28 protein-coding genes are annotated in these 25,536 nt (G+C 63.8%); 20 read left to right on the forward strand and 8 right to left on the reverse strand.

Going from position 1 to position 25,536, the window contains the following annotated elements; all coding sequences use genetic code 11:
• Positions 1-110: 110 nt before the first annotated feature.
• The 3 genes from EPL00_RS09470 (at position 111) to EPL00_RS09480 (ending at position 4,391) form a co-directional block, all read left to right on the forward strand.
• Positions 111-1,709 (forward strand): S8 family serine peptidase, encoded by a 1,599-nt coding sequence (locus tag EPL00_RS09470; protein ID WP_135852940.1) that lies wholly within the window; start codon positions 111-113, stop codon positions 1,707-1,709.
• Between the two features lie 165 nt (positions 1,710-1,874).
• Entirely contained in the window at positions 1,875-3,602 is a 1,728-nt protein-coding gene (locus EPL00_RS09475; protein WP_135852939.1) for a cation:proton antiporter, read from the forward strand.
• 474 nt (positions 3,603-4,076) lie between these two features.
• Complete coding sequence (locus tag EPL00_RS09480) at positions 4,077-4,391, forward strand: hypothetical protein (RefSeq protein WP_135852938.1); 315 nt, start codon at positions 4,077-4,079, stop codon at positions 4,389-4,391.
• On the opposite strand, the gene EPL00_RS09485 is transcribed toward EPL00_RS09480, so the two are convergent.
• The gene (locus EPL00_RS09485) at positions 4,367-4,900 is read right to left on the reverse strand and encodes a hypothetical protein (protein ID WP_135852937.1); all 534 of its coding nucleotides are present in this window, start codon (positions 4,898-4,900) and stop codon (positions 4,367-4,369) included. The two genes, EPL00_RS09480 and EPL00_RS09485, sit on opposite strands and share 25 nt — an antisense overlap.
• Before the next feature lie 134 nt (positions 4,901-5,034).
• Between EPL00_RS09485 and EPL00_RS09490 the strand changes: the two genes are divergently transcribed.
• Positions 5,035-7,131, forward strand: coding sequence for a hypothetical protein (locus tag EPL00_RS09490; RefSeq protein WP_135852936.1), 2,097 nt, complete (start codon positions 5,035-5,037; stop codon positions 7,129-7,131).
• A gap of 4 nt (positions 7,132-7,135) precedes the next feature.
• On the opposite strand, the gene EPL00_RS24305 is transcribed toward EPL00_RS09490, so the two are convergent.
• Positions 7,136-7,270 (reverse strand): DUF7503 family protein, encoded by a 135-nt coding sequence (locus tag EPL00_RS24305; protein ID WP_449405123.1) that lies wholly within the window; start codon positions 7,268-7,270, stop codon positions 7,136-7,138.
• A gap of 261 nt (positions 7,271-7,531) precedes the next feature.
• Between EPL00_RS24305 and EPL00_RS09495 the strand changes: the two genes are divergently transcribed.
• Positions 7,532-8,221: a DUF7504 family protein gene (locus tag EPL00_RS09495; RefSeq protein WP_135852935.1), complete on the forward strand. Its 690-nt coding sequence runs from the start codon at positions 7,532-7,534 to the stop codon at positions 8,219-8,221.
• 88 nt (positions 8,222-8,309) lie between these two features.
• Here EPL00_RS09495 and EPL00_RS09500 read toward each other — a convergent pair whose 3' ends face one another.
• Positions 8,310-8,660: a hypothetical protein gene (locus EPL00_RS09500; protein WP_135852934.1), complete on the reverse strand. Its 351-nt coding sequence runs from the start codon at positions 8,658-8,660 to the stop codon at positions 8,310-8,312.
• Between the two features lie 179 nt (positions 8,661-8,839).
• On the opposite strand from EPL00_RS09500, the gene EPL00_RS09505 reads away from it, so the two are divergent.
• From EPL00_RS09505 to gcvPB, 7 genes are all read left to right on the forward strand, one after another.
• Entirely contained in the window at positions 8,840-9,007 is a 168-nt protein-coding gene (locus EPL00_RS09505) for a hypothetical protein (RefSeq protein WP_162224190.1), read from the forward strand.
• 93 nt (positions 9,008-9,100) lie between these two features.
• Entirely contained in the window at positions 9,101-9,274 is a 174-nt protein-coding gene (locus EPL00_RS23510) for a hypothetical protein (protein ID WP_202932589.1), read from the forward strand.
• Positions 9,275-9,368: 94 nt separating this feature from the next.
• Positions 9,369-9,548 carry a hypothetical protein gene (locus tag EPL00_RS09510; protein ID WP_135852933.1) on the forward strand — a complete coding sequence of 60 codons (180 nt, stop codon included), beginning with the start codon at positions 9,369-9,371 and terminating at the stop codon, positions 9,546-9,548.
• A 104-nt stretch (positions 9,549-9,652) separates the two neighbouring features.
• Positions 9,653-10,744, forward strand: coding sequence for a glycine cleavage system aminomethyltransferase GcvT (gene gcvT, locus EPL00_RS09515; RefSeq protein WP_135852932.1), 1,092 nt, complete (start codon positions 9,653-9,655; stop codon positions 10,742-10,744).
• Between the two features lie 2 nt (positions 10,745-10,746).
• Positions 10,747-11,130, forward strand: coding sequence for a glycine cleavage system protein GcvH (gene gcvH, locus EPL00_RS09520; protein ID WP_135852931.1), 384 nt, complete (start codon positions 10,747-10,749; stop codon positions 11,128-11,130).
• Positions 11,131-11,279: 149 nt separating this feature from the next.
• Entirely contained in the window at positions 11,280-12,623 is a 1,344-nt protein-coding gene (gene gcvPA, locus EPL00_RS09525; RefSeq protein ID WP_135852930.1) for an aminomethyl-transferring glycine dehydrogenase subunit GcvPA, read from the forward strand.
• A 1-nt stretch (position 12,624) separates the two neighbouring features.
• Positions 12,625-14,085, forward strand: coding sequence for an aminomethyl-transferring glycine dehydrogenase subunit GcvPB (gene gcvPB / locus EPL00_RS09530; protein ID WP_135852929.1), 1,461 nt, complete (start codon positions 12,625-12,627; stop codon positions 14,083-14,085).
• A 27-nt stretch (positions 14,086-14,112) separates the two neighbouring features.
• Here gcvPB and EPL00_RS09535 read toward each other — a convergent pair whose 3' ends face one another.
• Positions 14,113-14,469, reverse strand: coding sequence for a response regulator (locus tag EPL00_RS09535; RefSeq protein ID WP_135852928.1), 357 nt, complete (start codon positions 14,467-14,469; stop codon positions 14,113-14,115).
• Positions 14,470-14,653: 184 nt separating this feature from the next.
• Between EPL00_RS09535 and EPL00_RS09540 the strand changes: the two genes are divergently transcribed.
• Positions 14,654-15,520 carry a class I SAM-dependent methyltransferase gene (locus tag EPL00_RS09540; RefSeq protein WP_135852927.1) on the forward strand — a complete coding sequence of 289 codons (867 nt, stop codon included), beginning with the start codon at positions 14,654-14,656 and terminating at the stop codon, positions 15,518-15,520.
• 387 nt (positions 15,521-15,907) lie between these two features.
• Here EPL00_RS09540 and thrS read toward each other — a convergent pair whose 3' ends face one another.
• From thrS to EPL00_RS23515, 3 genes are all read right to left on the reverse strand, one after another.
• Entirely contained in the window at positions 15,908-17,836 is a 1,929-nt protein-coding gene (thrS, locus tag EPL00_RS09545; RefSeq protein WP_135852926.1) for a threonine--tRNA ligase, read from the reverse strand.
• Positions 17,837-17,943: 107 nt separating this feature from the next.
• Positions 17,944-18,378 (reverse strand): hypothetical protein, encoded by a 435-nt coding sequence (locus tag EPL00_RS09550; protein WP_135852925.1) that lies wholly within the window; start codon positions 18,376-18,378, stop codon positions 17,944-17,946.
• 359 nt (positions 18,379-18,737) lie between these two features.
• Entirely contained in the window at positions 18,738-18,905 is a 168-nt protein-coding gene (locus tag EPL00_RS23515) for a DUF7838 family putative zinc beta-ribbon protein (RefSeq protein WP_166035410.1), read from the reverse strand.
• A 293-nt stretch (positions 18,906-19,198) separates the two neighbouring features.
• On the opposite strand from EPL00_RS23515, the gene EPL00_RS09555 reads away from it, so the two are divergent.
• The 5 genes from EPL00_RS09555 to EPL00_RS09575 all read left to right on the forward strand — a co-directional run bounded on the left by EPL00_RS09555 (position 19,199) and on the right by EPL00_RS09575 (position 21,551).
• Positions 19,199-19,438, forward strand: a complete 240-nt coding sequence (locus EPL00_RS09555; protein ID WP_135852924.1) for a glutaredoxin family protein — start codon at positions 19,199-19,201, stop codon at positions 19,436-19,438.
• Positions 19,439-19,514: 76 nt separating this feature from the next.
• Positions 19,515-20,048, forward strand: a complete 534-nt coding sequence (locus EPL00_RS09560) for a cob(I)yrinic acid a,c-diamide adenosyltransferase (RefSeq protein WP_135852923.1) — start codon at positions 19,515-19,517, stop codon at positions 20,046-20,048.
• Between the two features lie 134 nt (positions 20,049-20,182).
• Positions 20,183-20,734: a hypothetical protein gene (locus EPL00_RS09565; RefSeq protein WP_135852922.1), complete on the forward strand. Its 552-nt coding sequence runs from the start codon at positions 20,183-20,185 to the stop codon at positions 20,732-20,734.
• A 125-nt stretch (positions 20,735-20,859) separates the two neighbouring features.
• The gene (locus EPL00_RS09570) at positions 20,860-21,351 is read left to right on the forward strand and encodes a nuclear transport factor 2 family protein (RefSeq protein WP_135852921.1); all 492 of its coding nucleotides are present in this window, start codon (positions 20,860-20,862) and stop codon (positions 21,349-21,351) included.
• A gap of 2 nt (positions 21,352-21,353) precedes the next feature.
• Entirely contained in the window at positions 21,354-21,551 is a 198-nt protein-coding gene (locus tag EPL00_RS09575) for a hypothetical protein (RefSeq protein ID WP_135852920.1), read from the forward strand.
• Positions 21,552-21,677: 126 nt separating this feature from the next.
• Here the strand turns inward: EPL00_RS09575 and EPL00_RS09580 are convergent, their stop codons facing one another.
• Positions 21,678-22,631 (reverse strand): zinc-dependent metalloprotease, encoded by a 954-nt coding sequence (locus EPL00_RS09580; protein WP_135852919.1) that lies wholly within the window; start codon positions 22,629-22,631, stop codon positions 21,678-21,680.
• Between the two features lie 905 nt (positions 22,632-23,536).
• On the opposite strand from EPL00_RS09580, the gene EPL00_RS09585 reads away from it, so the two are divergent.
• Entirely contained in the window at positions 23,537-24,766 is a 1,230-nt protein-coding gene (locus EPL00_RS09585; protein WP_135852918.1) for a Cdc6/Cdc18 family protein, read from the forward strand.
• Positions 24,767-24,954: 188 nt separating this feature from the next.
• Positions 24,955-25,131: a DUF7501 family protein gene (locus EPL00_RS09590; protein WP_202932590.1), complete on the forward strand. Its 177-nt coding sequence runs from the start codon at positions 24,955-24,957 to the stop codon at positions 25,129-25,131.
• Positions 25,132-25,536: the final 405 nt, after the last annotated feature.

Consider the following 25,536-nt stretch of genomic DNA (forward strand, 5'->3'; position numbering starts at 1 on the left):
GTTACAAACGATTCAATAGTTTTCTTTTAATCTGATTATAACTGAATAACACTTTATTACAACCAAAAATTAAAGCTTAAATAATAGCAGTGTGTGCGTTGTAATGTAGCATGTCAGACGACAGCACGCAGCGATTCAATCGCCGTACGTTCCTCAAAGCAACCGGTGCCGCCGGTGCCGCAGCAGCCGCGAGCGGTGTCACCGCCGCGACCCCCGGCCGCGAACCCGGCCCCAAGAAAGACGAGATTCTCGTCGGCGTCTCCGCAGGCCGCGGTGACGTGGAGAAGACAGTCGCCCAGAACGTCCCCGGCAACGCGGAAGTCGTCCACTCCAACAAGACGCTCCGCTACGCCGCCGTGAAGTTCCCGAGTCAGGCCCCCGAACAGGCCAAGGAGAACTTCATCGAGGCCATCACCAAGAAGGACGGCATCAAGTACGCCGAGAAGAACGCGACCCACCAAGCGTTCGCCACGCCGAACGACCCGCGCTTCAGCAACCAGTACGCGCCCCAGCAGGTCGAGTCCCCCGCCGCGTGGGACGAGGTCAGCGGCTTCGGTGACTCCGGCGTCACCATCGCCGTCGTGGACACGGGTGCCCAGTACGACCACCCCGACCTCGACGGGAACTACAAGTCCAACCCCGGACGCGACTTCGTGGACAGCGACTCGGACCCCTATCCCCCGAGCCCGTCGAGCGAACAGCACGGTACCCACGTCTCCGGGTGTGCCGCCGCGGTCGTCGACGACGGCACGGGCGTCGCCGGACAGGGTAACTCCTCGCTCATCAACGGTCGCGCGCTCGGCCCGAACGGCGGTTCGACCGCCGACATCGCCGACGCCGTCGAGTGGGCGACCGACCAAGGCGCGGACATCATCAACATGTCCCTCGGTGGCGGCGGTTACAGCCAGACGATGAAGAGCGCCGTCCAGTACGCGGTCAACAACGGCGCGCTCCCCATCTGTGCGGCCGGTAACAGCGGCGCGAGTTCGGTCTCGTACCCGGCGGCCTACAGCGAATGTATGGCCATCTCCGCGGTCAACTCCAACGAGAACCTCGCTTCCTTCTCGCAGTACGGCGACGTGGACCTCGCCGCGCCCGGCGTGGACGTTCTCTCCACGGTTCCGACCGACAGCTACGCGGAGTTCAGCGGCACCTCGATGGCGACCCCCGTCACGTCCGGCGTTGCCGGTCTGACCCTCGCCAAGTTCGGCTCGCTCGGCCCGAACGACCTCCGCAGCCACCTCAAGGCGACCGCGAAGGACATCGGTCTCTCGTCGGACAAGCAGGGCGCAGGTCAGGTCAACGCCCTCAACGCGGTCACCACCCAGCCCGGTAACGGCGGCGGCGACGACGGCGGTGACGACGGCGGCGACGACGGCGGCAGCGGCGACTCCACGACTAGCACGGCCTCCGGCAGCCTCAGCGGCTCCTACGACTACAAGGACTACTCGTACGGCTGGGAGTACAGTAGCCCGAGCCAAGTCGTCGTGGAACTCTCCGGCCCGTCGGACGCCGACTTCGACCTCTACGTCAACACCGGCACCACGGCGGCCGCGACCCCGAGCAGCTACGACTACCGCTCCTACACTCCGGACAGTCAGGAGTCCATCACCATCGACAACCCCGACACGTCGACCGACATGCAGATCGACGTGGACTCCTACAGCGGGTCGGGCAGCTACACGGTGACCATCACCGAGAAGAAGTAACGTCGCAGTTCACCACGGTTTTTCTCCCTTCTTTCGGGCGACGCGCCGACGTAGCACTTACCATCCGAGCGTCGCCCGCAATCGTCTCGCTTTCTCCTCGAAAGAGCGCCGTCGAAATTCGAATCGGTAATTGAGCTTTTACGCCTCCCACGTGTACCACGGGGCATGGTTGCCGAAACCGGAATCGCGGCCGAACTCATCGACCTGCTGTCGGTGTTCGTCATCGCGGCGGGTGTCGGCGTCTTCGTCGCCAAAATCGGCCGGTTTCCATACACGATTGCGCTCCTGCTCGCCGGACTCGCAGTGTCGGTTCTCGGCATCACTATCGACATCGAACTCTCCCACGACCTGATACTGCTCGTGTTCCTCCCGCCGTTGCTGTTCGAGGGCGCGGCGACGACCGACCTCCAGCGGTTTCGGACGAACATCTGGCACGTCCTCGTGTTGGCAGTCGTGGGGTTGATAACCGCGATTCTGCTGTTGGGGGTAGTCGGCCACTTCGCCTTCGGGTTCCCGCTGCTGGTCTCGCTACTGTTCGCGGCGATGATTCTGCCGACCGACCCGGTTTCCGTACTGGCGCTGTTCGAGGAGCTAGGCGCGCCCGAGCGCCTGTCGGTCCTCGTGGAAGGCGAGAGTCTGGTCAACGACGGGGTGGGCGTCGTCATCTTCTCGACGCTGTTCGCGCTGGTGGTCCAGTCCACCGAAGCCGGGACCGACCTCGCGGAACTGGTTACGATGGACACCATCGTCAACGCCTCGACGGACATCGTGGTCGCCAGTTCCGGCGGGGCCGTCGTCGGACTGGTCGCGGGACTCGCGGTGTATCAGGTGATGTACCGACTCGACGAACACACGACCGAAATCGTGCTGACACTGGTGCTGGCCTACGGGAGCTTCCTGCTGGCCGAACACACCCTGAGCGGCGTCGTCGGCGACTACTACTTCAGCGGCGTCATCGCCACGGTGACGGCGGGCCTCCTCATCGGGAATCGGGGCGCGGAGTACGCAATGAGCGCCCAGACCAAGATTTCGGTGTTCAACACGTGGGACACCGCGGCGTTCCTCGTCAACACGCTCATCTTCCTGCTCATCGGCGCGAAGACGCCCATCAACCAGATACTGACTCACGGGCGGCTCATCCTGCTGGCCATCCCGCTGGTCCTGCTCGCGCGCGCCGCGGTGGTCTACCCCATCACGAATCTGGTCAACCGATTCGTGCCGAAGGGCGTTCCCCTCGAATACCAGCACGTGATGGTCTGGGGCGGGCTTCACGCCTCGATTCCCATCGCGCTGGTGTTGGGCCTGCCACCGAACTTCCCGCTCCGCGAGGAGCTACGCGCGATGGTGTTCGGCGTCGCCGCCTTCAGCCTCGTCGTGCAGGGGCTGACGATGGGTAATCTGATGAACGCGCTCGACATCGTGACGCGCTCGGAGGCCGAGGAGCTGTACGAACTCCTCGTCGGCCGCGCCCGAGCGGTGGACGCCGCGCTCGAATCGGCCGCCCAACTCCACGACGCGGGGGAACTCTCGCCGAGCGTCTACGAGGACTTCCGCACCGAGTACGAGCGCGAGAAGGAGGACCTCGCCGAGGCCATCTCGCAACTGCTGGACGACAACCCCGAACTCCGGCGCGAGGAGCTACTGGTCGGCGAGCGCCGCGTCCTGAAACGGGAAAAGAGCGCGCTGATGGACGCGATGCGAACCGGCGCAGTCAGCGACGACGTGGGCCACCGGCTGATGGAGGAGGTGGACCTGAAACTCGACCGCATCGAGTCGGGCGAATCGACCGTGACCGACCGCCCCGAGGAGGGCTACGAGGAGTTCTGGCGCTCGCGCGCTCGGGAGTTCGGACTGGAAGGGCGGCCGGAACCACAAGAGGCGAGCGACGACTGAGCGCGGTTTCGAGGGTCGCGTGTTTCCGGATTCCACTCCGGCGCGCGCTGGCGGACTCCTCGTGGGTCCGCCAACCGCGCGAGGGATGAGTAGCGCAACGAAGTGAGGCTTGCGAGACGCGAAGCGCCTCGCTGATCTGCGAACGTTGTTCGCAGACAACGCAATCGGTTGGAGAGGGTGTGGCTCGCTGTTGCGGTGCGGATGCGGGAGACTCCGTTTTGTCGGCGATAGTCTGCTGTGCTGTCGCGGTCCGCTGTGCGGTCGCGGTGCCGTCCATGGTATCAGGTCAATCAGTCCAGCCGTGAGTCAATCGCACAAAAATCTCTATAGCTATGCGAAAGATATCTATAGAATTTCCAAAATGATAAAAGTATTACTCGAATGCGAGCCCCGAAGTCCTGCCAAAGTTCAAGTACGATACCGAACCAACTCGCCCCGACCGGCGCGCGGAACGCACCTGCCGGTCCGACAACCATGACGCACTGCTACAATTGCGGTCACTCCGGTACGTTCGTACTGCTCGCCCAGTTCGCGCTCGCGGTTCCCGACGCCGAGGAGGCTACGGGAACTCCCGACGCTCGGACCGACGCCTCGGACCTCGAATCCGACGCTATGGACCACTCCGACACCTCGGACTCTCCCGACTCGGACGACTCCACTGCGGACCAGCGACTCCCCTCCTCGGGCGACTGCTCGCTGGCGGTCCAGTGTCCGACCTGCGACAGCACCGATGTCGGCGTCGCGGCCAGCGACCTGCTGGCGCGCTACGGGTCGAGTACCACGTCGTAGCGGTCTTCGACCGTCACGCACTCTTCGTCCGTCGTCCCGCAATCGTCGTTCGTGCATTCGCGGTCGCTCCTCGTCGGTTCGCGGTCGCTCCTCGTCGGTTCGTAGTCGTTCGTCCAGACGACGAGCCGCGCGTCCGCGTCGCGGGCGGCCTCGGCGAGTCGTCGTTCGAGCATCGCGGCGGTGCCCCGGCCCCACCACGCCCGAATCTGGTCGCGCCCGCAGAGCCACGCCGCCCGCGAGTCGTGTTCGCCGAGGAGTCCCGCCGCGCGGTCGGCGGCCGCGCGAGGGTTCCGGCCGTCGAACTCTCTGGCCGTCCGACCCTCGGCGGTCTCGCCCGTCACGAACAGCGGTCCCGGACCGTCGTCCACGCCGACCGCCCTACTGACGCCCGGCGCGACCGCCACGGTCTCCGGCGGCCGAGGAGGGGCGGCGGCTCCTCGGACGAGCGCGGTCCGTGCGCCGGTTTCGTCCAGCCGCATTCGGAGTTGGTCTATCGATTGGGTAGTCATAATTGACTATAAATCTAAAAAATTGGTTAATTTATAATAGTGTCGGTAGTGGATAATCCGTCCGTGAATCGAAACGCGCCGAGTCAGTTTCAGTAGATAGAATTATAAATTCGGACGGGTACGGTTCGGAGTGAATGAGGTTCGACCCACTCGACGACCGCCCCGGAATCCGCATCTTCGACCCGATAGAGACCGTCCGGTTCGAGTTGTACACGCCGGTCGCCGTCGAGTTGGAACCGGTCACGACCGAAGGGTTCTACTTTCCGATAGACGACGCCGTCGAGTTCCGGGCCGCGGCAGTCGAGATACCGAAACTCGTCTCTACCGTCGTTCGGCGTCAGGACGGCCAGATGATAGCCGACGCGACCGCGAGCGAAATCCAGCGATTCGGCGACGGCGACTACCTCATCGAACTCCAGAGTACGCCGATGAAAGTGTATCTCACTGTCTCGGGGTCGATGCGGGTCGTCCCCGGCGACGAGTCGGTGACGGTGAAGTTCGGTGAGGCGCGCTCGGTCAGAGTCGGCGCGCGCTCGTTCCACGAGCAACCGGTCGGGACGGTGACGGTCACCGACGACGTGGCGGACGTGATGGATGCGGTGTCGCTGTTCGGGTCCGCGCTCAAGACGACTTCCTGCGAACGGTCGTTTCCGACGCTCCGTGGCTATCCGCCACGCATCGAGCGCGGCGATTCGTTCGCGGTCTCGGGCGACGTGGCGGTGCCGGACACCGGCGTCGAACTCGTCGTACCGCCAGAACGCGAACAGGTCTATCTGGCGTCGTCGCTGGCGTACTACCTCGGTGCCGAGGTCGTCGCGGGGCGGTCCCCGCGGCTCGTGGCGGGCGACTTCGAGTACTCGCTGGACGGGCCGGGCGGCTACGAGGCCACGGTCAACCGCGTCCTCAAGCAGGTGTTCTTCCTCGACTGCCTGACGCGGACGGAAGGCTACTACCCCGTGGACCTCCACGAGCGCCAGCAGGTCGAACCCTCGGTGGACCTCGATTTCGCGGCGCTGTACGACGCGCCGCTCGCCGCGCAGGTGTCCGAGTACCTCGCGGTCCCGTTCGAGGTACTGGAACCGCATCTCCTCGACTGGCATCTGACGACCGACATCGTGCCGGAGGCCGAGAACGTGGCCGCGCTCCCGCACTTCGCGCACGAACTCTCGCTGTTGCGGACGCCGGACAACCGAGACCTCAAGTCGCCCGAACCGACGATGGAGGAGATAGACGAGTTCACGCGCTCGGCGGTCGCGGCGGGCGATTTCACGCGGAGCGCGACCGACCTCTCCCGGAGTACGGGCGACAGCGACGACTGGGGCGACGACGAGATGTTTCAACTCGAACCGGTCGAGACGGTCGAACACGCGTGGGTCGGCGACGGCTACCCAATCAACGCGAACAAGGTGACGGTAGAGTCCCTTCACCGCGAAGCGACGCGGACACCGCCCGAGGAGTCCGACATCGAGGTCCACGTCGTCTGTAACGACCCGCGGATGGCCGAGGAGAACGTCGTTCGAGAATTTTATGGGAAACGTGACTTCGTGAACTACGACGTGTCGTTCCACCAAAAGTTGACGGTGGCCGAATTTGCGGGCCTCCTCGAATCCTCGGGAGATTTTCTACATTACGTCGGTCACGTAGACGAGGAGGGTTTTCGCTGTCGTGACGGCTATCTCGATGCCGAATCGCTCGATTCGGTGGGCATCGAAGCCTTCGTTTTGAACGCTTGCCAGTCCTACGAGCAGGGTGCAATACTGGTGGAAAAGGGCAGTCGGGGTGGTGTGGTCACGCTCGCGGAGGTCGTTCACTCTGCCGCAACGGTAGTCGGACGAGCGATGGCGAGGTTATTAAACTCCGGATTTACACTTCGGTCGGCGTTGAGTATTGCCAAGAAGGAAGTTGAGGTAGCGATAGAGTACGTGACACTTGGCGCTGGTGGGTTGACGCTGTGTCAAGGAGAAAGCGGAGTTCCGTTGAAATACCAGATTCAACCAGATGGAGACGAGTATCTGGTCAGCCAGTATTCGTATCTGAGTCCCTCCTACCGTCTTGGGTCTCTGACGCGATCCGTTGTTGAAGGTCCAAACCGGTATCTTTCTTCTGGATTGATAGGGACATTTCGGATGACTGCAAGCGAGTTAGAATCGTTCTTAGACGCAGAACTTGTACCAATAGAGGTAGCAGGTAAATTACGCTGGAGCCACGATATTTCTCTCTCGGAAGTTTAGGAGATTATGGTCCCGGTGTTGAACTTGCTCCATTCCCCGCAACGCTTCCGGCCTGCGCCAAGACCATGCCAGCAGTAAAGAGGTAGCCAATGAGCCGCGGATGCTGTTCGAGTTGTGCGAGTATCCTTTGATTCGACATGCAAGTATAGTATCGAGTCGTTGTAAAGTATATTTTTCTAAATTGTTCTAACTATGAAATATAGTATGAAAGGCCGGAGGGGCGGGGAATGTTGAATTTGAGAGGCGTTTACAGTTATATTAGCTAATTTCCCGGAATTACCGCTATCTGTCTTTCGTCCAGTTTCGGTGGTCAGGCGATTCGTTATTCGTCGGAGAGTATTATCTATCTGACTCTAAATTCCGGAAATTTTATTATAGTCAACTACGACAAAATGAATACATGACCAGCGAACTTCGCTTTCGCGGGAGTGGAGCGAACCCGCGGTTCTCGAAGTGGCTCGCCAATCTCAAGCAGACGGGGAGCAACATCCTCCTCACGGGCGAGGTCCCCGACGCGGTGTCCGCGCGCGCCTCCCGGTATCTCTTCGGGAGCGCCGACCGCCGGTTTCGAGTCCTCGCGCTGACCGACCAGACGATTCGGAACGCCGACACGCGTCTCCCCACCGACACGTCCCGAGACGCCCCCGAGACGTGGGTCATCGACCAGCGCAGCGGCGAGCGGTCGGTCCCGGCCACCGCGCGAGGGTTCATGCCCGACTCGGATACGCTTCAGACCGACGACGCCCAGCAACTCTGCGACGAGGTGCAGGCCGCCATCAGCTTCTACGCCGAGGAGACAGACGGTCTCGACCCGGCCGAGCTTCGCGTCGGCGTCGATTCGCTGTTCCCGCTCGTCCGGGAGGACCGCGCGACGACCGAGCGGGTCCTGCGGACGCTCTGTGCGACGGTTCGGGGCGTGCAGGGGATGGCTCACTATCACCTTCGGGTGCCCGACGACGACGACCTCGTGACCGAACTCGGGGACCTGTTCGACGCGCGCGTCGAACTTCGGAAGCGTCCGCGGCGCAACCCCGAGCAACGCTGGCACGCCCTCGACATCGACGCCGTGACGCCGTGGATGGAACTGTAGACCGGCGACCTCGCTCCACTCCCACACACTGGTCTCTCGTTCTACTCCCGCACGCCGTTTTCTCGCCCTCCTCGTCTTCTCGACCGCTCTACTCCACGAACTGCTCGACGTTACCCTCCAGCAGGCTCCCCGAGTTCTCCAGTTGCGACTGGAGCGCGTAGTGCAGTCGCCTCGCCCGCGCCGCCTGCTCGGTGTCAGCGAGCGTGTACCGGGGCGACGACCGACCGGTCTCCTCGGCGTCGCGTCGCTCCATCACGCCGAACTCCAAGAGAACGGACTTGTGGTCGCGGTGGAACCCCGACTGTGATACGTCCGAGAGGTCACAGAGTCGTGCGGCTGTCAGATGGTCGTCGCGACGCTCTACGAGTACGGCCACGAGTTTCGCCCGTACCTGTGAGCCGAGGACCTGTGACAGCGCCGGAACGAACTCCCTCGCCATGTCTGCGACTACGACTGACTGGCCTAAATATCTGGGTGAAATTATTCACCTTTCCATCCCCGAATAGTATATTTTCCGATAAGTATTTCCAAGAAATCGTTTTACACTCGTACGACGATGGAGAACCGTAGCAACCGACCGCGACTCGCGAGACGACCCTCCCAACCACTCGACCAACGATGACAGCGAACGATTCCGACACCGACCATCGCTCCGACACGAAAACGCCCCTTCTCCTCGACGGGGTAACGCCCGACGAGTTGACGAGTGGATTCCTCAGCGAAATCCACCACGCCGCCGAGAGCGAGGGACTGTCCGTAGAGAACATCTCGGTCGAGACGCGGTGAGCGCGTCGCGCTTCGGCCACCTCTGCCCCTTTCGTCGATATAGTCGAAATAGCTCGAAGTACATAAGAGAGTCGCTATAAGAAAAGTAGCGTTATGGGCGACGATTCGGCGAAGATACTCGGAACGACGACAGTGACCCGGCGATGGCGCATCAGTCTCATCAAAGCGGCCCGCGAGGAGTTGGAGCAAACCGGCCCCGAAATCGAGGAGGGAGACCGATTGGTCTACAAGGTCTCGGACGGAAAAATCGTCATCGAATTGGCGTGAAAACCGAAAAATAGTAGTCTAAAGAACCTTTTTAGGCAAGATAGTCGAAATAGCTAAGAGTCCATAACAACAGCGATACCCAAGACGCCGGTAGATGAGTTCAGAAGAATCCGACGAAAAGATACTCGGAACGACGACAGTGACCCAGCGATGGCGAATCAGTCTCATCAAAGCAGTCCGCGAGGAGTTCGCCGAGGACGGTCTCGACGTGGAAGAGGGCGACCGCCTCGTCTACAAACTCCGCGACGGACAGATCGTCGTCGAACCGGCCTGACCGCGCGGCGACGACGAAACTGAGCAGACGTTTACTCGCAGTCGAGTACCGTTCGTCCGTCCGGAAGACAAAGCATTACGTACCGGGCGGACGACCGTTCGGGTATGACGCTTCGGAAGCCGCCGCTGCGCGACGTACACGACGCCGCGGGTGCGACGTTCACGGAGTTCGGCGGGTGGGACATGCCCGTCGAGTTCGACTCCATCAAGGCCGAACACCGCGCGGTCCGCGACGAGGCGGGCATCTTCGACGTGTCCCACATGGGCCAGATAGCGGTGTCCGGTCCCGACGCCGAGGGCCTGATGCAACGGCTCACGTCCAACGACGTGAGCCAACTCGGCCGCGGGGACTCGCACTACTCGATGATTCTCGACGAGGAGGGCACCATCTTGGACGACACCGTCGTCTACCGACTCCCCGAGGACGACGACGCCGAGTACCTCTTCGTCCCCAACGCGGGCCACGACGAGCAGATGCACCGGCGGTGGACCGACCACCGCGACGAGTGGGGTCTCGACGCCACCGTCGAGAACGTCACCGACGAGTACGCGATGTACGCGGTGCAGGGACCCGACGCCCCGAACCTCGTCTCGGACGCGGCGGACGACTCGGTCATCGACCTCTCGAAGTTCGAGGGGCGATACGCCGAGTTCGCCGGAGCAGACTGCTGGACCGCGCGCACGGGCTACACCGGCGAGGACGGCTTCGAGCTTATCGTCCCCGTCGAGTCCGCCGAAGCCGTCTGGGACCTGCTGGACTGCCAGCCCTGCGGACTGGGGTCGCGCGACACCCTCCGCATGGAGATGGGCTTTCTCCTCTCCGGGCAGGACTTCGACGCCGACGAGAACCCCCGCAACCCCTACGAGGCGGGCGTCGGGTGGACGGTCAAACTCGACACCGAGTTCGTCGGCCGGGACGCGCTCGAACAGGCCAGCGAGGAGGGCACCGACGACGAGTTCGTCGGCATCAAGCTCGTGGACCGGGGCGTCCCGCGCCACGGCTACGACGTGACCGACACCGACGACCACGTTATCGGCGAGGTCACAAGCGGGACGATGAGTCCGACGCTGGGCGAACCCATCGCGCTGGGCTACGTGCCCAGCGACTTCGCGGACCCCGGCACGGTGGTCCGCGTGGTGGTCCGCGGTCAATCGAAAAAGGCAAAGATAGCGAACACGCCGTTCTTGAACGACTAACAATGAGTTTCGAAGTTCCCGACGACCGGAAGTATCTGGAATCGCACGAGTGGGTAGACGACGCCGCCGACACCGCACGCATCGGCATCTCGGACTTCGCGCAGGACGAACTCGGCGACGTGGTGTTCGTGGAGTTGCCCGACGAGGGCGACGACCTCGCGCAGAACGACGAGTTCGGCGTGGTGGAGTCCATCAAGGCGGTCTCGGACCTCTACTCGCCCGTCAACGGCACCGTCACCGCGGTCAACGACGCGCTGGCCGACCAGCCGGAACTCGTCAACGAGGACCCCTTCGGCGAGGGCTGGATGCTGGAGGTCGAGTTGGCCGACGACAGCGGCTTGGACGACCTACTGAGCGCCGACGAGTACCGCGAGCAAATCGAGTAACTCCTCGAAGAGTCCGCCTTCTTTCGTTCGGAACCCCAAGGCCGACAGCGACGGCAGTCGAGTTGTCTGACGCGCTTCTCTGAAAGGTAACCGGACAACGTGACCGAATACCCCTATCTTAAAACGGTACACTCCCTAGGCCCGACTACATGAGCGGACGACACGAGTCTGGGGACCGGGGAAGCCCGTACGCGCCTCACACCGCCGAGGAGACCGCCGCGATGCTCGACGCTGTGGGCGCGGACGACGTGAGTGAACTGTTCGACATACCCGACGAGGTCGCCTTCGACGGGGAGTTCGGCATCGAGGAGCGCACCGAGCGCGAGGCCGAGCGCCACGTCCGGGGCCTGCTCTCGCGCAACGACGACCTGACCGAGTTCCTCGGGCGGGGCCACTACGACCACTACGTGCCCTCGCTGGTGGACCACCTCTCGCTCCGGTCGGAGTTCCTGACCTCCTACACCCAGTACCAACCCGAAATCACGCAGGGGTTCCTGCAAGCCCTCTTCGAGTACCAGTCGATGCTGGTGGAGTTGACCGGCCTCGGCATCGTCAACGCCTCGATGTACGACCACGCGACCGCGCTGGCGGAGGCCGCCTTGCTGGCGGCGCGCGTCCGCTCGACCGACGGCGACCGCGTGCTGGTTCCCGACTACCTCCTCGCGAGTCGCCGTGACGTACTGGAGAACTACACCGACGGCGCGGGCCTCACCGTCGAGACGTTCGCCACCGACGACGGGAACGTCGATACGGACGCGCTCGCCGAGGCAATCGACGACGACGCCGTGATGGTGTACGCCGAGAACCCGACCACGCGGGGCACCGTCGAGGAGAACCTCACCGAAATCGGCGACCTCGCGGACGACCACGACGCGCTGTTCTGTCTCGGCTCGGACCCCGTGGCGCTCTCGATTCTACAGGAACCCGCCGCAGTCGGTGCCGACGTGGTGGTCGGCGACGCCGCGACGCTCGGCCTGCCCACGGCCTACGGGATGGGCCTCGGACTGTTCGCCTGCCGAGGCGATTTCGTCCGGCAAGTACCGGGCCGCCTCGTCGGCGCGAGCGAGGACGCCGCCGACAACCGCACCTACACGCTGACGCTCCAGACGCGCGAACAGCACATCCGCAAGGAGCGAGCGACGAGCAACATCTGCACGAATCAGGCGTGGGTCGCGCTCCGGACCGCCATCCACGCGGCCTACCTCGGTCCTGACGGCCTCGTGGACCTCGCTAACGACTGCGTGCGACTCGCCGACGACCTCGCCGACCGACTGGACGACGTGACCGGCCTGCAGGCACCGGTCCACGACCGCCACCACTTCCGGGAGTTCGTCGCCCACACCGACCAACCCGCGAAGGCGGTCACGGAGGACTTGGAAGCCGAGGAGTTCGCGGTCCACGCGGTCGGCGAACACGAAGTGCAGGTGTGTATCACCGACAGCAACCAACACGCCGCGGACCAACTCGTCGCGGCGTTCGAGGAGGTGGCCTAACATGAGCTACGACCAAGCGCGCTGGACCGACGGGAAGACCAAAGAGGGCGAGGACGCCGAGGGACAGTACGAACCGCTCCTCGCCGAGAAGAACAGCGAGGAGGTCGAGGTCGAGTCCCCGCTCCCCGACGAGTTGACCCGCGACAGCGTGGAACTCCCCGACCTCGAAGAGCCACAACTCGCGCGCCACTACACGCGACTCTCCCAGATGAACTACGGCGTCGAGTCCGGGCCGTACCCCCTCGGAAGCTGTACGATGAAGTACAACCCGAAGTTCACCGAGGACGTGGCCGCGCTCCCGAGCGCCGGAGTCCACCACGACCGCTCGGACCGGAGTTTGCAGGGGACGCTCGGCCTGATGGACGGACTACAGGACTACCTCGCGGACATCGGCGGGATGGACGCCGTGAGCCTCCAGCCCCCCGCTGGCGCGGCGGGCGAGTTCACCGGCATTCTGGTCGCCAAGGCGTTCCACGAACACAACGGCGAGGGCGACCAGCGCGACGAGATTATCGTCCCCGACAGCGCCCACGGCACCAACTTCGCCAGCGCCGCGCTCGCGGGCTACGAAGTCGTGGAACTGCCCTCCGGCGAGGACGGCCGCGTGGACTTGGAGGCGCTGGAAGCCGCCGCGAGCGAGCGAACCGCGCTGTTCATGCTCACGAACCCCAACACGCTGGGCCTGTTCGAGCGCGACATCGAGGAGATAGCCGAGACCATCCACGACGCGGGCGGTCTGCTCTACTACGACGGCGCGAACCTCAACGCCCTGCTGGGGCAGGCCCGGCCGGGAGACATGGGCTTCGACATCATGCACTACAACGTCCACAAGACGTTCGCCACGCCCCACGGCGGCGGCGGACCCGGCGCTGGCCCGGTCGGCGTCGTCTCGGACCTCGCGGAGTTCCTGCCTGCGCCCCGCGTGCGGGAGACCGAGTCAGGAGAAGCTAAATTCGAACGCTTCGACCCCGAGAACACGGTCGGCAAGGTCCACGGCTTCGAGGGCAACTGGCTGGTGCTGGTGAAAGCCTACGCCTACATCGCGCGCCTCGGCGACGCCGGTCTCTCGGACGCCGCCGAGAAGGCGGTGCTGAACGCCAACTACCTCGCCAGTCAGGTGGACTACGAGGTCCCCTTCGAGCCGTTCCACCACGAGTTCGTCGCGTCGGCGGGCGACCAAGACGCCGCGGACGTGGCAAAGCGCATGCTCGACTACGGCGTCCACCCGCCGACGACCAAGTGGCCCGAAATCGTCTCGGAGGCGCTGATGACCGAGCCGACCGAAATCGAGGGCAGGGACACCTTGGACCAACTCGCCGACGCGTTCAACCGAGTCGCCGCGGAGGACGACGAGACGCTGGCGGACGCGCCCAACCGGACCACCGCCCGGCGCATCGACCAGACCAGCGCCGCGCGGAACCTCCGGCTCTCGTGGCAGTCGCTCGACGGCGACGGAGAGTAGTCAGTCGAGGAGAGAACGCGGAGGGCTTCAGAGGACCGACCCGAGTTCGGCTTTCACGTCTTCGGGTTCGAAAGGCTTGGTGACGTAGCCGTCCGCTCCGGCCTTCACCGCCTGTTTCATCTTGCTCTGCTGGTCCACGCTCGTCACCATCACGACGACCGGCGGGTCGTCGCTGTCCTTTATTTGAGAGGTCGCTTCAACGCCGTCCATCTCGGGCATCATGATGTCCATCGTGACCGCCTCGGGGCGGTGGGTCTCGTACTCTTCGACGGCCTCGACGCCGTTGGCGGCCTCCGCGACGACCTCGAAGTCGTCCTCGACCGCTTGGCGGACCATCGTGCGCTGGAAGTCGCTGTCGTCTACGATTAGCAAGGTGGGTGCCATTCGTTACTTGTCGTTCGTTGGAGAGTGGCAACTAAATAAAACCCAAGGAAGGTCGCGGTTCGGCGGGCGGTCGCCGACACCTCGACGGTGACGAACCGGTGCGGCGTCCGCCCAGTCCAGTACCCACCCTGCCCAGCGCCCGACCTTCCGGAACGCTTTTTCCCGGCGCGGGCGGCCTACCGGCATGCGCGAACTCGCCCTCGACGACCTGCCGACTCACACGCCGTGGCCCGCCCGACTCGTCGGCCCCGCGGACGACCCCGACGACGCTGGCTTCGGTGGGACCGGCGTGTCGGCCTACGACGAGGTGTACGCGAACCTCCTCGGACTGGCCGAGGAGAACCCCGAGATGGACTTCCGGGACCTCCAGCGGTCGGCGAACCACTACGCCGAGGAGAGTCCCGTCCCAATCTCGCGGGCGGAGGAACTCTATCTGGTGGACGTAGACGAGAAACAGGAGCTACAGGACGAGGCGATGGTGGCCTCGCTCGCCGGGGCGCTCTCTGGCGGCGAGACGGTGGTCGCGCTCGGGTGTGGCTGGGGGTACGAACTGGGACTCCTCGCGGAGGCCTACCCCGACTGCGAGTTCGTCGGCGGTGAGCCTGCCGAGAACGGCGTCGCGCTCGGCCGGGAACTGTTCGGCGACCGCGACCGCATCCGCATCGAGGAGTTCGACTTCCGCGACGAGACGTGGGACCTGTTGGAGGACGTTCTCGCGGAGAGTGACCCCGACGAAGGCGAGAACGAAGTGGTGCTGTTCACGCAGGGGTCGCTGACCGCGCTCCCGAGCGTGGCCGACATCGTGACCGAGACGCTGGCGGGGTACGCCGACCGCGTGCGCGAGGGCGTCCACCTCGAACACGTCTACGAACTGCACTCCGACGAGTCGCTTCTGGGACTGCTCCGGCGGGCGTACACCGAGCGCCGGGAGTACAACGACGACCTGCTGACCTCGTTGCGGGGATGTGGGGCGGTCGAGGTGACGAGCGCGACCTACGACGTGGTGGGCGGGAATCCGCTCCATCCCCTCTCGGAAATTCGGTGGGAGTGAGTTCGGGGTAGTGTCGGTCGGGTTGGTGTGGCGGAGTCGATTCTGTTCGTCGGAGAATGGGGAGGGGTCGATTTAGTTCGGCGGAGAAAGAAGGGACGAGGCTAGTTTCGAGACGACGAAAGGCGAGCAGAAGCTAGCTACTGCCGACTCCAAGGAGTCACCGCAACCGCACCGCACAGCACCGCGGTCACGAGCCACACCCTCCCCAACCGATTGCGGTCCTCGGCCACCGGCCTGCGGTCCTCATCCCTCGCGCGGATGGGCGCGGCGCACGAACGCCGCGCCGCACGCGCCGGTCGTGGGTGAGGAGAGTCGCGTGAGAAGTCGATTAGAGTCGAGTGGGCAGTCGTCCGATGAAATGATGGCAGAGAAGCCCGAAGTGCTGTCCTATTCGAGGAAGTTCGGCTCGATGGCCTTGCTCTCGACCTCTTCTCGGAGGTGGTCGCGGAACGCCTCGACTTCCACGTCGTCGCGCTCGCGCTCCTCTCGGTCGCGCACCGAGATGGTTCCGGCGTCCTCCTCGTTGTCGCCGACGACGAGCATGTAGGGCACGTTGTCGTCGTGGGCCTGCTGAATCTTTTTGCCGACCGTCCACGACCGGTCCTCGATTTCGACGCGGAAGTCGCCGAGATACCGGTTCTGGAGCTGTTTGGCGTAGCCGATGTTGTCGTCGCTGACCGGCAGGATGCGGACCTGCTCGGGCGCGAGCCACGTCGGGAAGTTACCCTTGAAGTGTTCGATGATGATGCCCATGAACCGCTCGAAGGTCCCCAAGAGCGCGCGGTGGACCATCACCGGCCGATGTTCGTCGTTGTCCTCGCCGGTGTAGCTCAGGTCCAGTCGCTCGGGGATGTTGAAGTCGAGTTGGACCGTGCCGATGGTCCACTCGCGACCGATGGCGTCCACGGCGTTGATGCCGATTTTCGGCCCGTAGAAGGCGGCCTCGCCCTCCTCTACGTCGTAGTCGAGACCTTCCGACGAGAGGGCGTCTTTCAGCGCGTCGGTCGCCTCGTTCCAGATTTCGTCGCTCCCCACCGCGTCGTCGCCCTTCGTCTCCAGTTTGTACTGCACGTCGAGGTCGAAGTGACCGTAGATTTCGTCGATTACGTCGAGGACCGACAGAATCTCGCCGCGAATCTGGTCCTTTCGGATGAAGGCGTGGCCGTCGTCCTGCGTGAACCCGCGGACTCGCAGGAGTCCGGATAGTTCGCCCGACTGCTCGTTGCGGTAGCAGGTCCCGAACTCCGAGAACCGGACCGGCAGGTCACGGTAGGAGTACTGGTGGTCGTCGAAGATGGAGGCGTGGTTCGCGCAGTTCATCGGCTTCAGGCCGTACTCGGTGTCGTCCTGCTCCCACGCGAACATCTCGCCCGCTTCCTTGAACGTGTCGTAGTGGCCCGTCGGCTTCCAGAGTTCGGCCTTGTTCAACTCGGGCGTCCAGACCTCGTCGTATCCCAACTCGTCGTTCTTCGACCGGATGTAGTCCTCCAACTCGCGCCGGATGGTCATCCCGTTGGGGTGGTAGTGGGCGCACCCCGGCGAGTGGTCGGGGATGTTGAACAGGTCCATCTCGCGGCCGATCTTGCGGTGGTCGCGCTCCTCGGCCTCTTCGCGGCGCTCGATGAACTCCTCCAGTTCCGCCTCGCTCTCGAAGGCCGTGCCGTAGACGCGGGTCAGCATCTCGTTGTCCTCGTCGCCGCGCCAGTACGCACCCGAAATCGAGAGGAGGGCGAACCCGCCGATTTCGCCGGTCGATTCGACGTGGGGACCCTTACACAGGTCCTCGAACTCGCCCTGCTCGTAGAAGGAGATGGACTCCTCGTCGGCGGCCTCGTCGTCCAGAATCTCGCGCTTGAACCGGTTGTCCTCGTAGACCTCGAAGGCCTCGTCGCGCGACCGCTCGAAGCGCTCGATTTCGAGGTCCTCCTCGATGATGTCGTACGCTTCCGCCTCTATCTCTTCGAGGTCCTCCTCTTCGAGTTCGACGCCGTAGATGTCGTAGTAGAAACCGTCGTCGGTCCACGGCCCGATGGTCAGGCGGGCCTCGGGGTAGAGACGCTGGAGGGCTTGCGCGAAGACGTGGGCGGCCGAGTGGCGAAGCACGTCGAGGTACTCATCGCTAGAGGGCGTGACGATTTCCAACTTCGCACCGTCGGGCAACTCGCTCGCCTTGTCCACGAGGTCGCCGTTCACGACCCCCGCGACGGTGTCGCGGCCGAGACCGGGGCCGATTTCGAACGCGGCGTCTTCGACCGTGGCTCCCTCCTCCAGTTCGAGTTCCGAACCGTCCGGAAGGACGACCGTAATCTGGCTCATGTGTTGGTTACGGTTCCGGCGAACTGATAACCCTTTCTACACGCGAGTTGGCATCGCCGCCTCGCGCTCAGGTCGTCTCGCGACGCAACCTCGGAGCGAGTCGGCGGTCACTCGTCGTCACCTCGCATCGGTCGCGCAATCCCGGCCGCCGTCTCGACGGTTCGGTCCGCCAGCGAGACGACCGGTCGCTCCTCGGTCCCACCGTGACGGTCCGGGTCGGGGAGGCCGACGACGAGGCCCGCCGCCGCGAACGACAGTAGTCCCGCGAGCGCGACGACTGCATAGACGCTCGACGCGCAAGGAGACCGAGCAGGACGCCGACGAGAAGCTATCCACCCACATCGCCCGCGGCGAGTGCGCTGTTCGGAAACCCGACCGTTCGGCCGCGGTGGGTCCGCCCGCCGAGTACACTGACTGCAGAGAGCAAGGGCGGGGCCGACGAACACTGCGAGCGCGGTCGCTAGCATTCTGCCAGCCACGGCGCGGGTCGCTCCGGCCGCGCCGACCGCGAGCTTCGTCGTTCGGTCCAGCCCACCGTTCACGGGGCTATCGACCACCTCCGAAAGCAAAAGCGCGTTCGCGCTCCCGGAGCGTTCAGAGAGACGTTTAGTATATCTGAATATGGTTTATTTGTTCTGCTTCGGTCGTGGAAAGGGCCTGAAAGTCGGTTCGACGAAGCGAAGACCGACTCTCACGAGCAGAAGCGACGTGGAGGCACGAGCGACGTGGCGCAACGAGTCGCGCGCCCGAGGAGAACCGTCGGTAGAGCCGCGGTCGAGCGATCGGCCGCTCGGGAGATGGCACGGACCGTAGGGTAGCGAAGCGAAAGGGCAGAAACGAGCGACGCGACTGGTCGGACCGAGCAGTGGGACCCCAACAGCGAACGGCAGAAAGACCGTCGTCAGGCTTGGGCCGAGTCGATGTCGCCGTCGATGCGAACGAACCGGAAGTCACACTCCGGACAGCCCCACTTGGTCTTCTCGCCGAGGTGGAGTGTCGTACTCGCGGTGCGGTAGAACGTCCGCTCGGTCCCGCACTGGGGACAGTCGTGGTCGAGTTCCTGAGCCATGTTCGAACGTGAAAGCGCGTCGCATTTGAGGATACTGGTTTAGTCCACGTGCGAAGTCGTCGGCGTCGGACCGACTGCGCATCCTCGCGAACTGCGACTCATCGAAGTCGCTCCGTGTCGGGGTCGTCGGCGACTATCGGCAAGAAATAAATCAAATAACGATATATCGAATTTGCGTTCGAGTGTGAGAAACGGGTCGGCGGGAGAGGAGTCGAACTCTCGTCGTTCTCCGGGGCCGAACCGGTGGCTCCTCGGACGGTAGCTACTTGCGAGACGAGACCGAATCGGTAGACATGTCCGTAACCTTGTACGCGCTCGACGGCTGTCCGTACTGCGAGAAGGTCCACGACGCGCTCGCCGACAACGGCGTCGAGTACGAGACCGAGTGGGTCGAGGCACTGCACTCCGAGCGAGACGAGGTCAAGCGTATCAGCGGCCAGCGCGGCGTTCCGGTCCTCGTGGACGACGAGCGGGGCGTCACGATGGCCGAGAGCGACAAAATCGTGGAGTACGTCGAGCGGTCGTTGGCCTGACGAGAGACGCGACCACCGGGTGGCGCACCGCTCGTTCGGGGCGGGAGTTAAGTGCGGTCCGTCGCTACTGCACGGTATGAAAATCTACACCGGTCGCGGTGACGAGGGCCAGACCGACCTCCGGGACATGTCGCGGGTCTCGAAGGCCAGTCCCCGCATCGAAGCCTACGGCACGGTAGACGAGGTCAACGCGCTCGTCGGGCGTGTCCGACCGACCGGCCACGACGACGTGGACGGCCACCTCCGCGAGATTCAAAACCACCTCCACGTCGTGCAGGCCGACTTCGCCAACCCGGACCCCGACGACGAGGACCCGGCCGTCCGGGAAGAACACGTCGAAAAATTAGAGGAGTGGATGGACGACTACGACGAGGAACTCGAACCCCTCCAGTCGTTTATTTTGCCGGGCGGCGGCGACTCGGGTGCGCGACTCCACCACGCCCGGACGGTCTGTCGGCGCGCCGAGCGCCGCGCGGTCGCGCTTGAAGCCGACGAAGACATCAACGACACTGCGGTCACGTATCTCAATCGGCTCTCGGACGCGCTGTTCGTGTTCGGCCGCGTGGTCAACCAGCGCGAGGACGAACCCGAGGAGTCCCCGACGTACTGACTCCGAGAGATGCCGACGTACTGACTTCGAGAGTCGCCGACGTATGATTCCGAGCGAGGTGGCTCCGGTTCGCGGCGACGGGCCTCTCTAGACCGATACGTTCATTCTCCCTCGGTCGCATGTGACCCATAAGCATGCGGATACGCGAGTGGAAGGACATCGTCGAGGACGTGGTCGAGAAAGACGTGGACCCCGACGACTGGCGGGCGGTCGGCGGCAAGCGTGCCGGGGGCGTCGGCGAAGACCTCTACCTCGGACATCCGCGCGGCGGGGTCTACCACATCAAGACCTACGCCAAGAACCCCTACGACGTGAAAGGCGTCGGCGCGCGAGTCGCGCGCAAACTGGACGACGAAATCGGTTCGTTCCTCCCCCAACAGGAGACCGAGGGTCGCTTCGCGGTTCAGAACCCCCCGAAGAGCGAGGACGACGCCGAGGAGAAGGCCCGTCACCTCGAAGAGGTCGTCAAGGCCCACGCCGACGCGCCGACCACCCCGAACGACTTCTTCGACGACGTGATGGACGCCCTCGACAGTCCCGCGTTCGGTCCCATCGACTTCGACCGCTACGAGCGGCCCGACCCTGCCGAGGAACTCTCCGACCGGTTCGAGGAGGCCGAAGACCTCCTGAACGAGGAACTGGACGACCTCATCGAGGACGACGATGTGGGTCGGGGCTTCCAGTAGCTAACGTTGGCCGGGACTTCCAGTAGCTGGCGTTGGTCGAGGATTCTCGCGGCCGACTTCGGAGAGAGGCGCGAGCAACCGGCCAGACGAGTAGGCTTAAGCGAGTTCGCCGTCACCGATTTTTCATGAACGCGACCGAGACCGTCGAAGCGTACTACGAGGCGCTCCGGCGCGGCGACCCCCTCTCGCCGTACTTCGCCGAGCGCGAGGAGGTAGTGAAGTTCGGCGTCGGCGAGCGTCTCGCTGGCTACGAGGCAGTCGCCGACGGACTGCGCGAACAGACCCGCACCACCGACGACTGGCGAGTCGAGAGTCGCGCCCTCCGGGTGACTGCTCGGGAAACCGTCGCGTGGTTCACCGACGACGTGGCGATGTCGTGGACCGCAACCGGGAGCGAGCGCGCCGAGGAGACCGACGCTTCCGGAAGCGAGACACGACACTCCTTCGAGACGCGATGGAGCGGTGTCCTCGAACGTGATGCTGGCGAAGGGAACGCTGGCGACGACGGTGAGAGTGGAAGCGACGACGGTGAGAGTGAAACCGGCGACGACAGCGAGCGAGACGAACCGGGCTGGCGATTCGTCCAGATGCACGTCAGCGCACCGCACGAACTCTAAGCATGGTCAGACCAACATCAGACGACGAGAGGCGCGACGCGATGAACCAACTCAAGATCGGCATCGTCCTGTTAGTCGGGGTGTCGGCGGGCCTCACCGCGTTCTTCGGTGGCGGGTCGCTGGTGGAAATCGCGGTCGCGCTCGGCGCGGGACTGGTAGTCGGTGCGGTACTCCTCGCGTATCTGGTTCGTATCGCGTAGGAGGACCGCAGAGCGTCGAATCGGGAAGAGCTGAAGCGAAGCGCCGAGTCAGGGATTCACGCCGAAACACCGAGTTAGGGATTCACGCTAAAACGCCGAGTCAGGGATTCACGCTAAAACGCCGAGTCAGGGGTTCACGCGGGCGAGCCACTGCTCGGGAGCGTCGAGTTCTTCGTCGGTCGGGAGGTTCTCCGGGCGGTCCCAGACGACCGTCGCGCCCTCGATGCCGCGTCGGGCCGCAACGGTCTCGAAGAACGCCTTGCCGCGCTCGTACTGGCGGCGCTTCAGGCCGAGACCGAGGAGTCGCCGGACGAGCCTCGACAGGGGGTCGCCGCCCTGCCTGCGAGCTTCCATCTTCTCGCGGAGGTCGGCGTACTCGTCGTCGAACGCGCCGTCCATCAGGAGTTCGGCGTACCCCTCGACGGCGGTCATCGCGGCGTCGAGGTCCCGGAACGCGTCGCGGTCGAGTCGGCCCTTCGCCAGCGCGTCGATGCCCGACTCCATCCGGGTTTCGAGGTGGTCCGAGAGCCACGGGGCCGCGCCGAACTCCGCGGCGTGCGTGACCTCGTGGAAGGCGATCCAGCGCCGGAACCGGTCGTAGTCCACGTCGAGTTCGCGGGCGATGCGGTCGATGTTCGGCCGGACGAAGTAGAGGGCGTGTTCGTCGCCGTCCGCGAGCAGGAGCGGGTCGTACTGCCCGAGGACGTTCTTGGCCAGCACCGACAACATCAGCGACATCGTTCCCGTGTTGATGGTCCGGGCGACGCCCGGCATGAGTTCGGGGCCGCGCTCCTCGACGGGTTCCATCACGCGCCGGAACGTGTCGATGTTGGCGTCTATCCAGTGGTGGCGGTTCTGCACCTCGATGGTATCCGGAACGTCGAACTCCGCGCCGGAGACCTCGCGGACGCGGGTACGGGCGTCGCGCACGTCGGCCGCGTACCCCGCTCGCTCGCTCGGGGACATGTCTATCGAACCGGGGTCCGTGGACGCCTTCGCGGCCTCGGCGACGGCCGCCCAGTCGATGGGACCGGTGCCGGAGGCGTCGGCGATTGCCCGGACGCTGCGGTAGAGACTCACGGGTTTCAGTTGGGACCGACCGGTCAAAATCTTTCTGCTGCTTCTGGACCGCGAGTCGGCCGCTCGCGTTCCGACTGGCGGACGTTCGGGACCGGAGTCGAATCGACGCGCGTTCGCGGACGGGGAAAACTACCGGAGTTTCGGCTTCCGGTCCGGACCGACGGCGATTTCGACGCTCCGCGGCGGTCGGAACTCCTCGGGGGGACACACCACCGTCGCGTTTGTAAGCGTCGAGAAGGGGATGATGGGGGTCGGCCGGTTCCTTAGCGCCTGTTACCACGCTCGCGGATGTATCATCAATTCCTGAAATAAAGATAATGTTGAATCACTATATAGCTTTTCCAGACGTTGAGAGATGCATATTCTATATATTTACATTCGCGGGGGTGGTGTGTGTTGTTTCTCTAGAGAGATACGCCGTTACAGACGCGACGAAGGTGTGTGAGTCCGTATATGTTTTCGAACTACTATCGTCGCTTTCGACGTTCTCCTTCGCTCTCGGTGTTCTCCTTCGTTTTCTACTTTCTCTATCGACACTCCTTCGTCGTTCCTTCGAGCCTTCGACTCCGCACCGGGCCACCGACCTACTGCGACTACCTGCTCGTTCTTCTTCTCAGATCCATCTCCCGGCCCAACCTCCCGGCCCCCTCCCGCCCGCCTGCTTACATCCGCGAGGTAGGTGTCTGTCCTAACTACTCGGCGTCGAACGCTCCTTCGCTTGGGTCGAGCGACCGTTCCTCGTCTCCCGTCGAATACGCGGAGTCGGAACATCCGCGAGGGTACTCGGTGGCGGCGACTCGCTCGAAGGGGCGACAAACGACGCTGGCTCCGTGTTCGACACCGAGTTACATCCGCGACGATACCCCCTCCATTTATATGCTCAAGTGCGAATGCAGTGGCAACTGATGGCTACCGACGACGACGGCGACAGGGACCCACTGTTTCGCTACGACGAGCCGATATTCGCCGACGAGGACCTCCTGCGAATCTCTCACCTCCCCGGCCCGAACCGTATCGTGGGGCGCGACGAACACATGCAGAAGGTCGCCGAGGCGCTCAACCCCGCGATTTTCGGGCAGGAGCCGACCCACCTCTTCATCTTCGGCAAGACCGGGACCGGAAAGTCGCTCATCTCCCGGAGCGTCTCCAAGCGTGTCGAGAACGAGGCCGAACACGAGGAGGTGAACGTCCGCACCGCCTTCATCGACTGCGGCGAACAGACGACCGAGGCGTCGGTCATCAAGACCATCGGGCGCGAACTCAACGACCCGAACGAGACCGGCATCAAGGTGCCCCAGCGCGGACTCGGTACCGGCGACTACTACGACCGACTCTGGCAGATTATCGACAGTTGTAGCGACGTAGTCATCGTCATCCTCGACGAAATAGACATGCTCGAAGACGACGAGGTGCTACGGAAACTCTCGCGCGCTGGCGAGAACCGCCGCGTGACCGACTCGACCATCGGCATCATCGGCATCTCGAACAAGATAGACTTCCCCGACGAACTCAACGAGCGCGTCAAGTCGAGTTTCGCCCACGACGAACTGGTCTTCCCGCCGTACGACGCCCACCAGCTCGTGGATATCCTCCAGAATCGTGCCGACGCGTTCCGCGACGGCGTCCTCTCGGACGACGCGGTCCCGCTCACCGCCGCGCTCGCCGCGCAGGAACACGGCGACGCGCGCAAGGCCATCGACATCCTGCGGAACGCGGGGCGAATCGCCACTAAGCAAGAGGACGAGGAGGTAACCGAGGAACACGTCTACGCCGCCAAGGAGAAGACCGAGGCCGACCGCTTCGCCGAACTCATCGAGGGCGCGCCGACCCAAGCGAAGGCCATCCTGCTGGCGCTCACCGTCCTGACGGAGAACAAGCCCCGCGACCAGTTCCCGACCCAGCAGATATACCGGCAGTACCAGACCATCGCGTCGGACCTCGACATGGACCCGCTCTCGGAGCGCCGCGTGCAGGAGATTCTACAGGAACAGGACTTCCTGAACGTCATCAACTCCGAGACGAAGGGCCGGGGCCGCGGCCGGGGCGTCCACACCAAGCACCGACTCCTCGAAGAACCCGAAATCGTCAAGAAGGTCCTCAATCGGGACTCCCGAATCGCCGACCTCGGCATCTGACGCCTCTCAGTGCCCGCAACTCCTCGGTTCTCTCCTCCCGTCTTCTGGCGGTCGGTCCGACTCCCGCGGCTTCGACACCAGAGCGTGCGACGCGGTGGGAAACAAATATTAGGGGCATATTATGCCAACTAAGGTATTTTAGATATATCCGCACAGAATTTATACGGAAGAACGTCGGCATCATATCCATGTCAACGACATCGACGTGGGACGACCCGAACGACTGTCCGTTCTGTGGCGACGAACTCCAGAACCCCGGCGCGGCCTTCATCGACCACATCCACGACAATCCGGACTGCGAGGAGGGCTTCGAGACGTGGCGGACCAACGTCAACGACGACATCTGCGCTGGCTGGTCCGGATAGCCCCGTCTCCCGAACCTCGCCCCGTTTTTCACGTCCGTCCGAAATCCCGATTTCTCGCGGGTTCGAGCGCCAGTATCGCCACTCCTCGGACCGAACGCCAGTTTCGAAACCCTCGCAAAAAATAATAGGTGTCCTTATACAATTTCCGAGAAATTATACCATCTTATAGGAAGTCTTATACTCTCGTCTCGGCTACCGACGCTCACGATGAGATGCCCACAATGCAGCGGTGAACTCGTAGACGCACGCGGTTACGAGTCCTGTTCGACGTGCGGTCACGTTCCACCCCACGGTGCCGACTGACCGGAGTCGAGCGACCTGACACCGGACCCCGGCCTTTTCGCTCGGGGTAGTATCGACCCGACGACCCCCTCCCGCCGACCGACGGGGTTTTTCTACCGGCGG

Source organism: Halorussus salinus, from assembly GCF_004765815.2.
Lineage (GTDB): Archaea > Halobacteriota > Halobacteria > Halobacteriales > Haladaptataceae > Halorussus > Halorussus salinus.

Coding starts and splice junctions, on each gene's coding strand:
- EPL00_RS09470 (WP_135852940.1), top strand. CDS start 111: ATGTCAGACGACAGCACGCAGCGATTCAATCGCCGTACGTTCCTCAAA.
- EPL00_RS09475 (WP_135852939.1), top strand. CDS start 1,875: ATGGTTGCCGAAACCGGAATCGCGGCCGAACTCATCGACCTGCTGTCG.
- EPL00_RS09480 (WP_135852938.1), top strand. CDS start 4,077: ATGACGCACTGCTACAATTGCGGTCACTCCGGTACGTTCGTACTGCTC.
- EPL00_RS09485 (WP_135852937.1), bottom strand. CDS start 4,900: ATGACTACCCAATCGATAGACCAACTCCGAATGCGGCTGGACGAAACC.
- EPL00_RS09490 (WP_135852936.1), top strand. CDS start 5,035: ATGAGGTTCGACCCACTCGACGACCGCCCCGGAATCCGCATCTTCGAC.
- EPL00_RS24305 (WP_449405123.1), bottom strand. CDS start 7,270: ATGTCGAATCAAAGGATACTCGCACAACTCGAACAGCATCCGCGGCTC.
- EPL00_RS09495 (WP_135852935.1), top strand. CDS start 7,532: ATGACCAGCGAACTTCGCTTTCGCGGGAGTGGAGCGAACCCGCGGTTC.
- EPL00_RS09500 (WP_135852934.1), bottom strand. CDS start 8,660: ATGGCGAGGGAGTTCGTTCCGGCGCTGTCACAGGTCCTCGGCTCACAG.
- EPL00_RS09505 (WP_162224190.1), top strand. CDS start 8,840: ATGACAGCGAACGATTCCGACACCGACCATCGCTCCGACACGAAAACG.
- EPL00_RS23510 (WP_202932589.1), top strand. CDS start 9,101: ATGGGCGACGATTCGGCGAAGATACTCGGAACGACGACAGTGACCCGG.
- EPL00_RS09510 (WP_135852933.1), top strand. CDS start 9,369: ATGAGTTCAGAAGAATCCGACGAAAAGATACTCGGAACGACGACAGTG.
- gcvT (WP_135852932.1), top strand. CDS start 9,653: ATGACGCTTCGGAAGCCGCCGCTGCGCGACGTACACGACGCCGCGGGT.
- gcvH (WP_135852931.1), top strand. CDS start 10,747: ATGAGTTTCGAAGTTCCCGACGACCGGAAGTATCTGGAATCGCACGAG.
- gcvPA (WP_135852930.1), top strand. CDS start 11,280: ATGAGCGGACGACACGAGTCTGGGGACCGGGGAAGCCCGTACGCGCCT.
- gcvPB (WP_135852929.1), top strand. CDS start 12,625: ATGAGCTACGACCAAGCGCGCTGGACCGACGGGAAGACCAAAGAGGGC.
- EPL00_RS09535 (WP_135852928.1), bottom strand. CDS start 14,469: ATGGCACCCACCTTGCTAATCGTAGACGACAGCGACTTCCAGCGCACG.
- EPL00_RS09540 (WP_135852927.1), top strand. CDS start 14,654: ATGCGCGAACTCGCCCTCGACGACCTGCCGACTCACACGCCGTGGCCC.
- thrS (WP_135852926.1), bottom strand. CDS start 17,836: ATGAGCCAGATTACGGTCGTCCTTCCGGACGGTTCGGAACTCGAACTG.
- EPL00_RS23515 (WP_166035410.1), bottom strand. CDS start 18,905: ATGGCTCAGGAACTCGACCACGACTGTCCCCAGTGCGGGACCGAGCGG.
- EPL00_RS09555 (WP_135852924.1), top strand. CDS start 19,199: ATGTCCGTAACCTTGTACGCGCTCGACGGCTGTCCGTACTGCGAGAAG.
- EPL00_RS09560 (WP_135852923.1), top strand. CDS start 19,515: ATGAAAATCTACACCGGTCGCGGTGACGAGGGCCAGACCGACCTCCGG.
- EPL00_RS09565 (WP_135852922.1), top strand. CDS start 20,183: ATGCGGATACGCGAGTGGAAGGACATCGTCGAGGACGTGGTCGAGAAA.
- EPL00_RS09570 (WP_135852921.1), top strand. CDS start 20,860: ATGAACGCGACCGAGACCGTCGAAGCGTACTACGAGGCGCTCCGGCGC.
- EPL00_RS09575 (WP_135852920.1), top strand. CDS start 21,354: ATGGTCAGACCAACATCAGACGACGAGAGGCGCGACGCGATGAACCAA.
- EPL00_RS09585 (WP_135852918.1), top strand. CDS start 23,537: ATGGCTACCGACGACGACGGCGACAGGGACCCACTGTTTCGCTACGAC.
- EPL00_RS09590 (WP_202932590.1), top strand. CDS start 24,955: ATGTCAACGACATCGACGTGGGACGACCCGAACGACTGTCCGTTCTGT.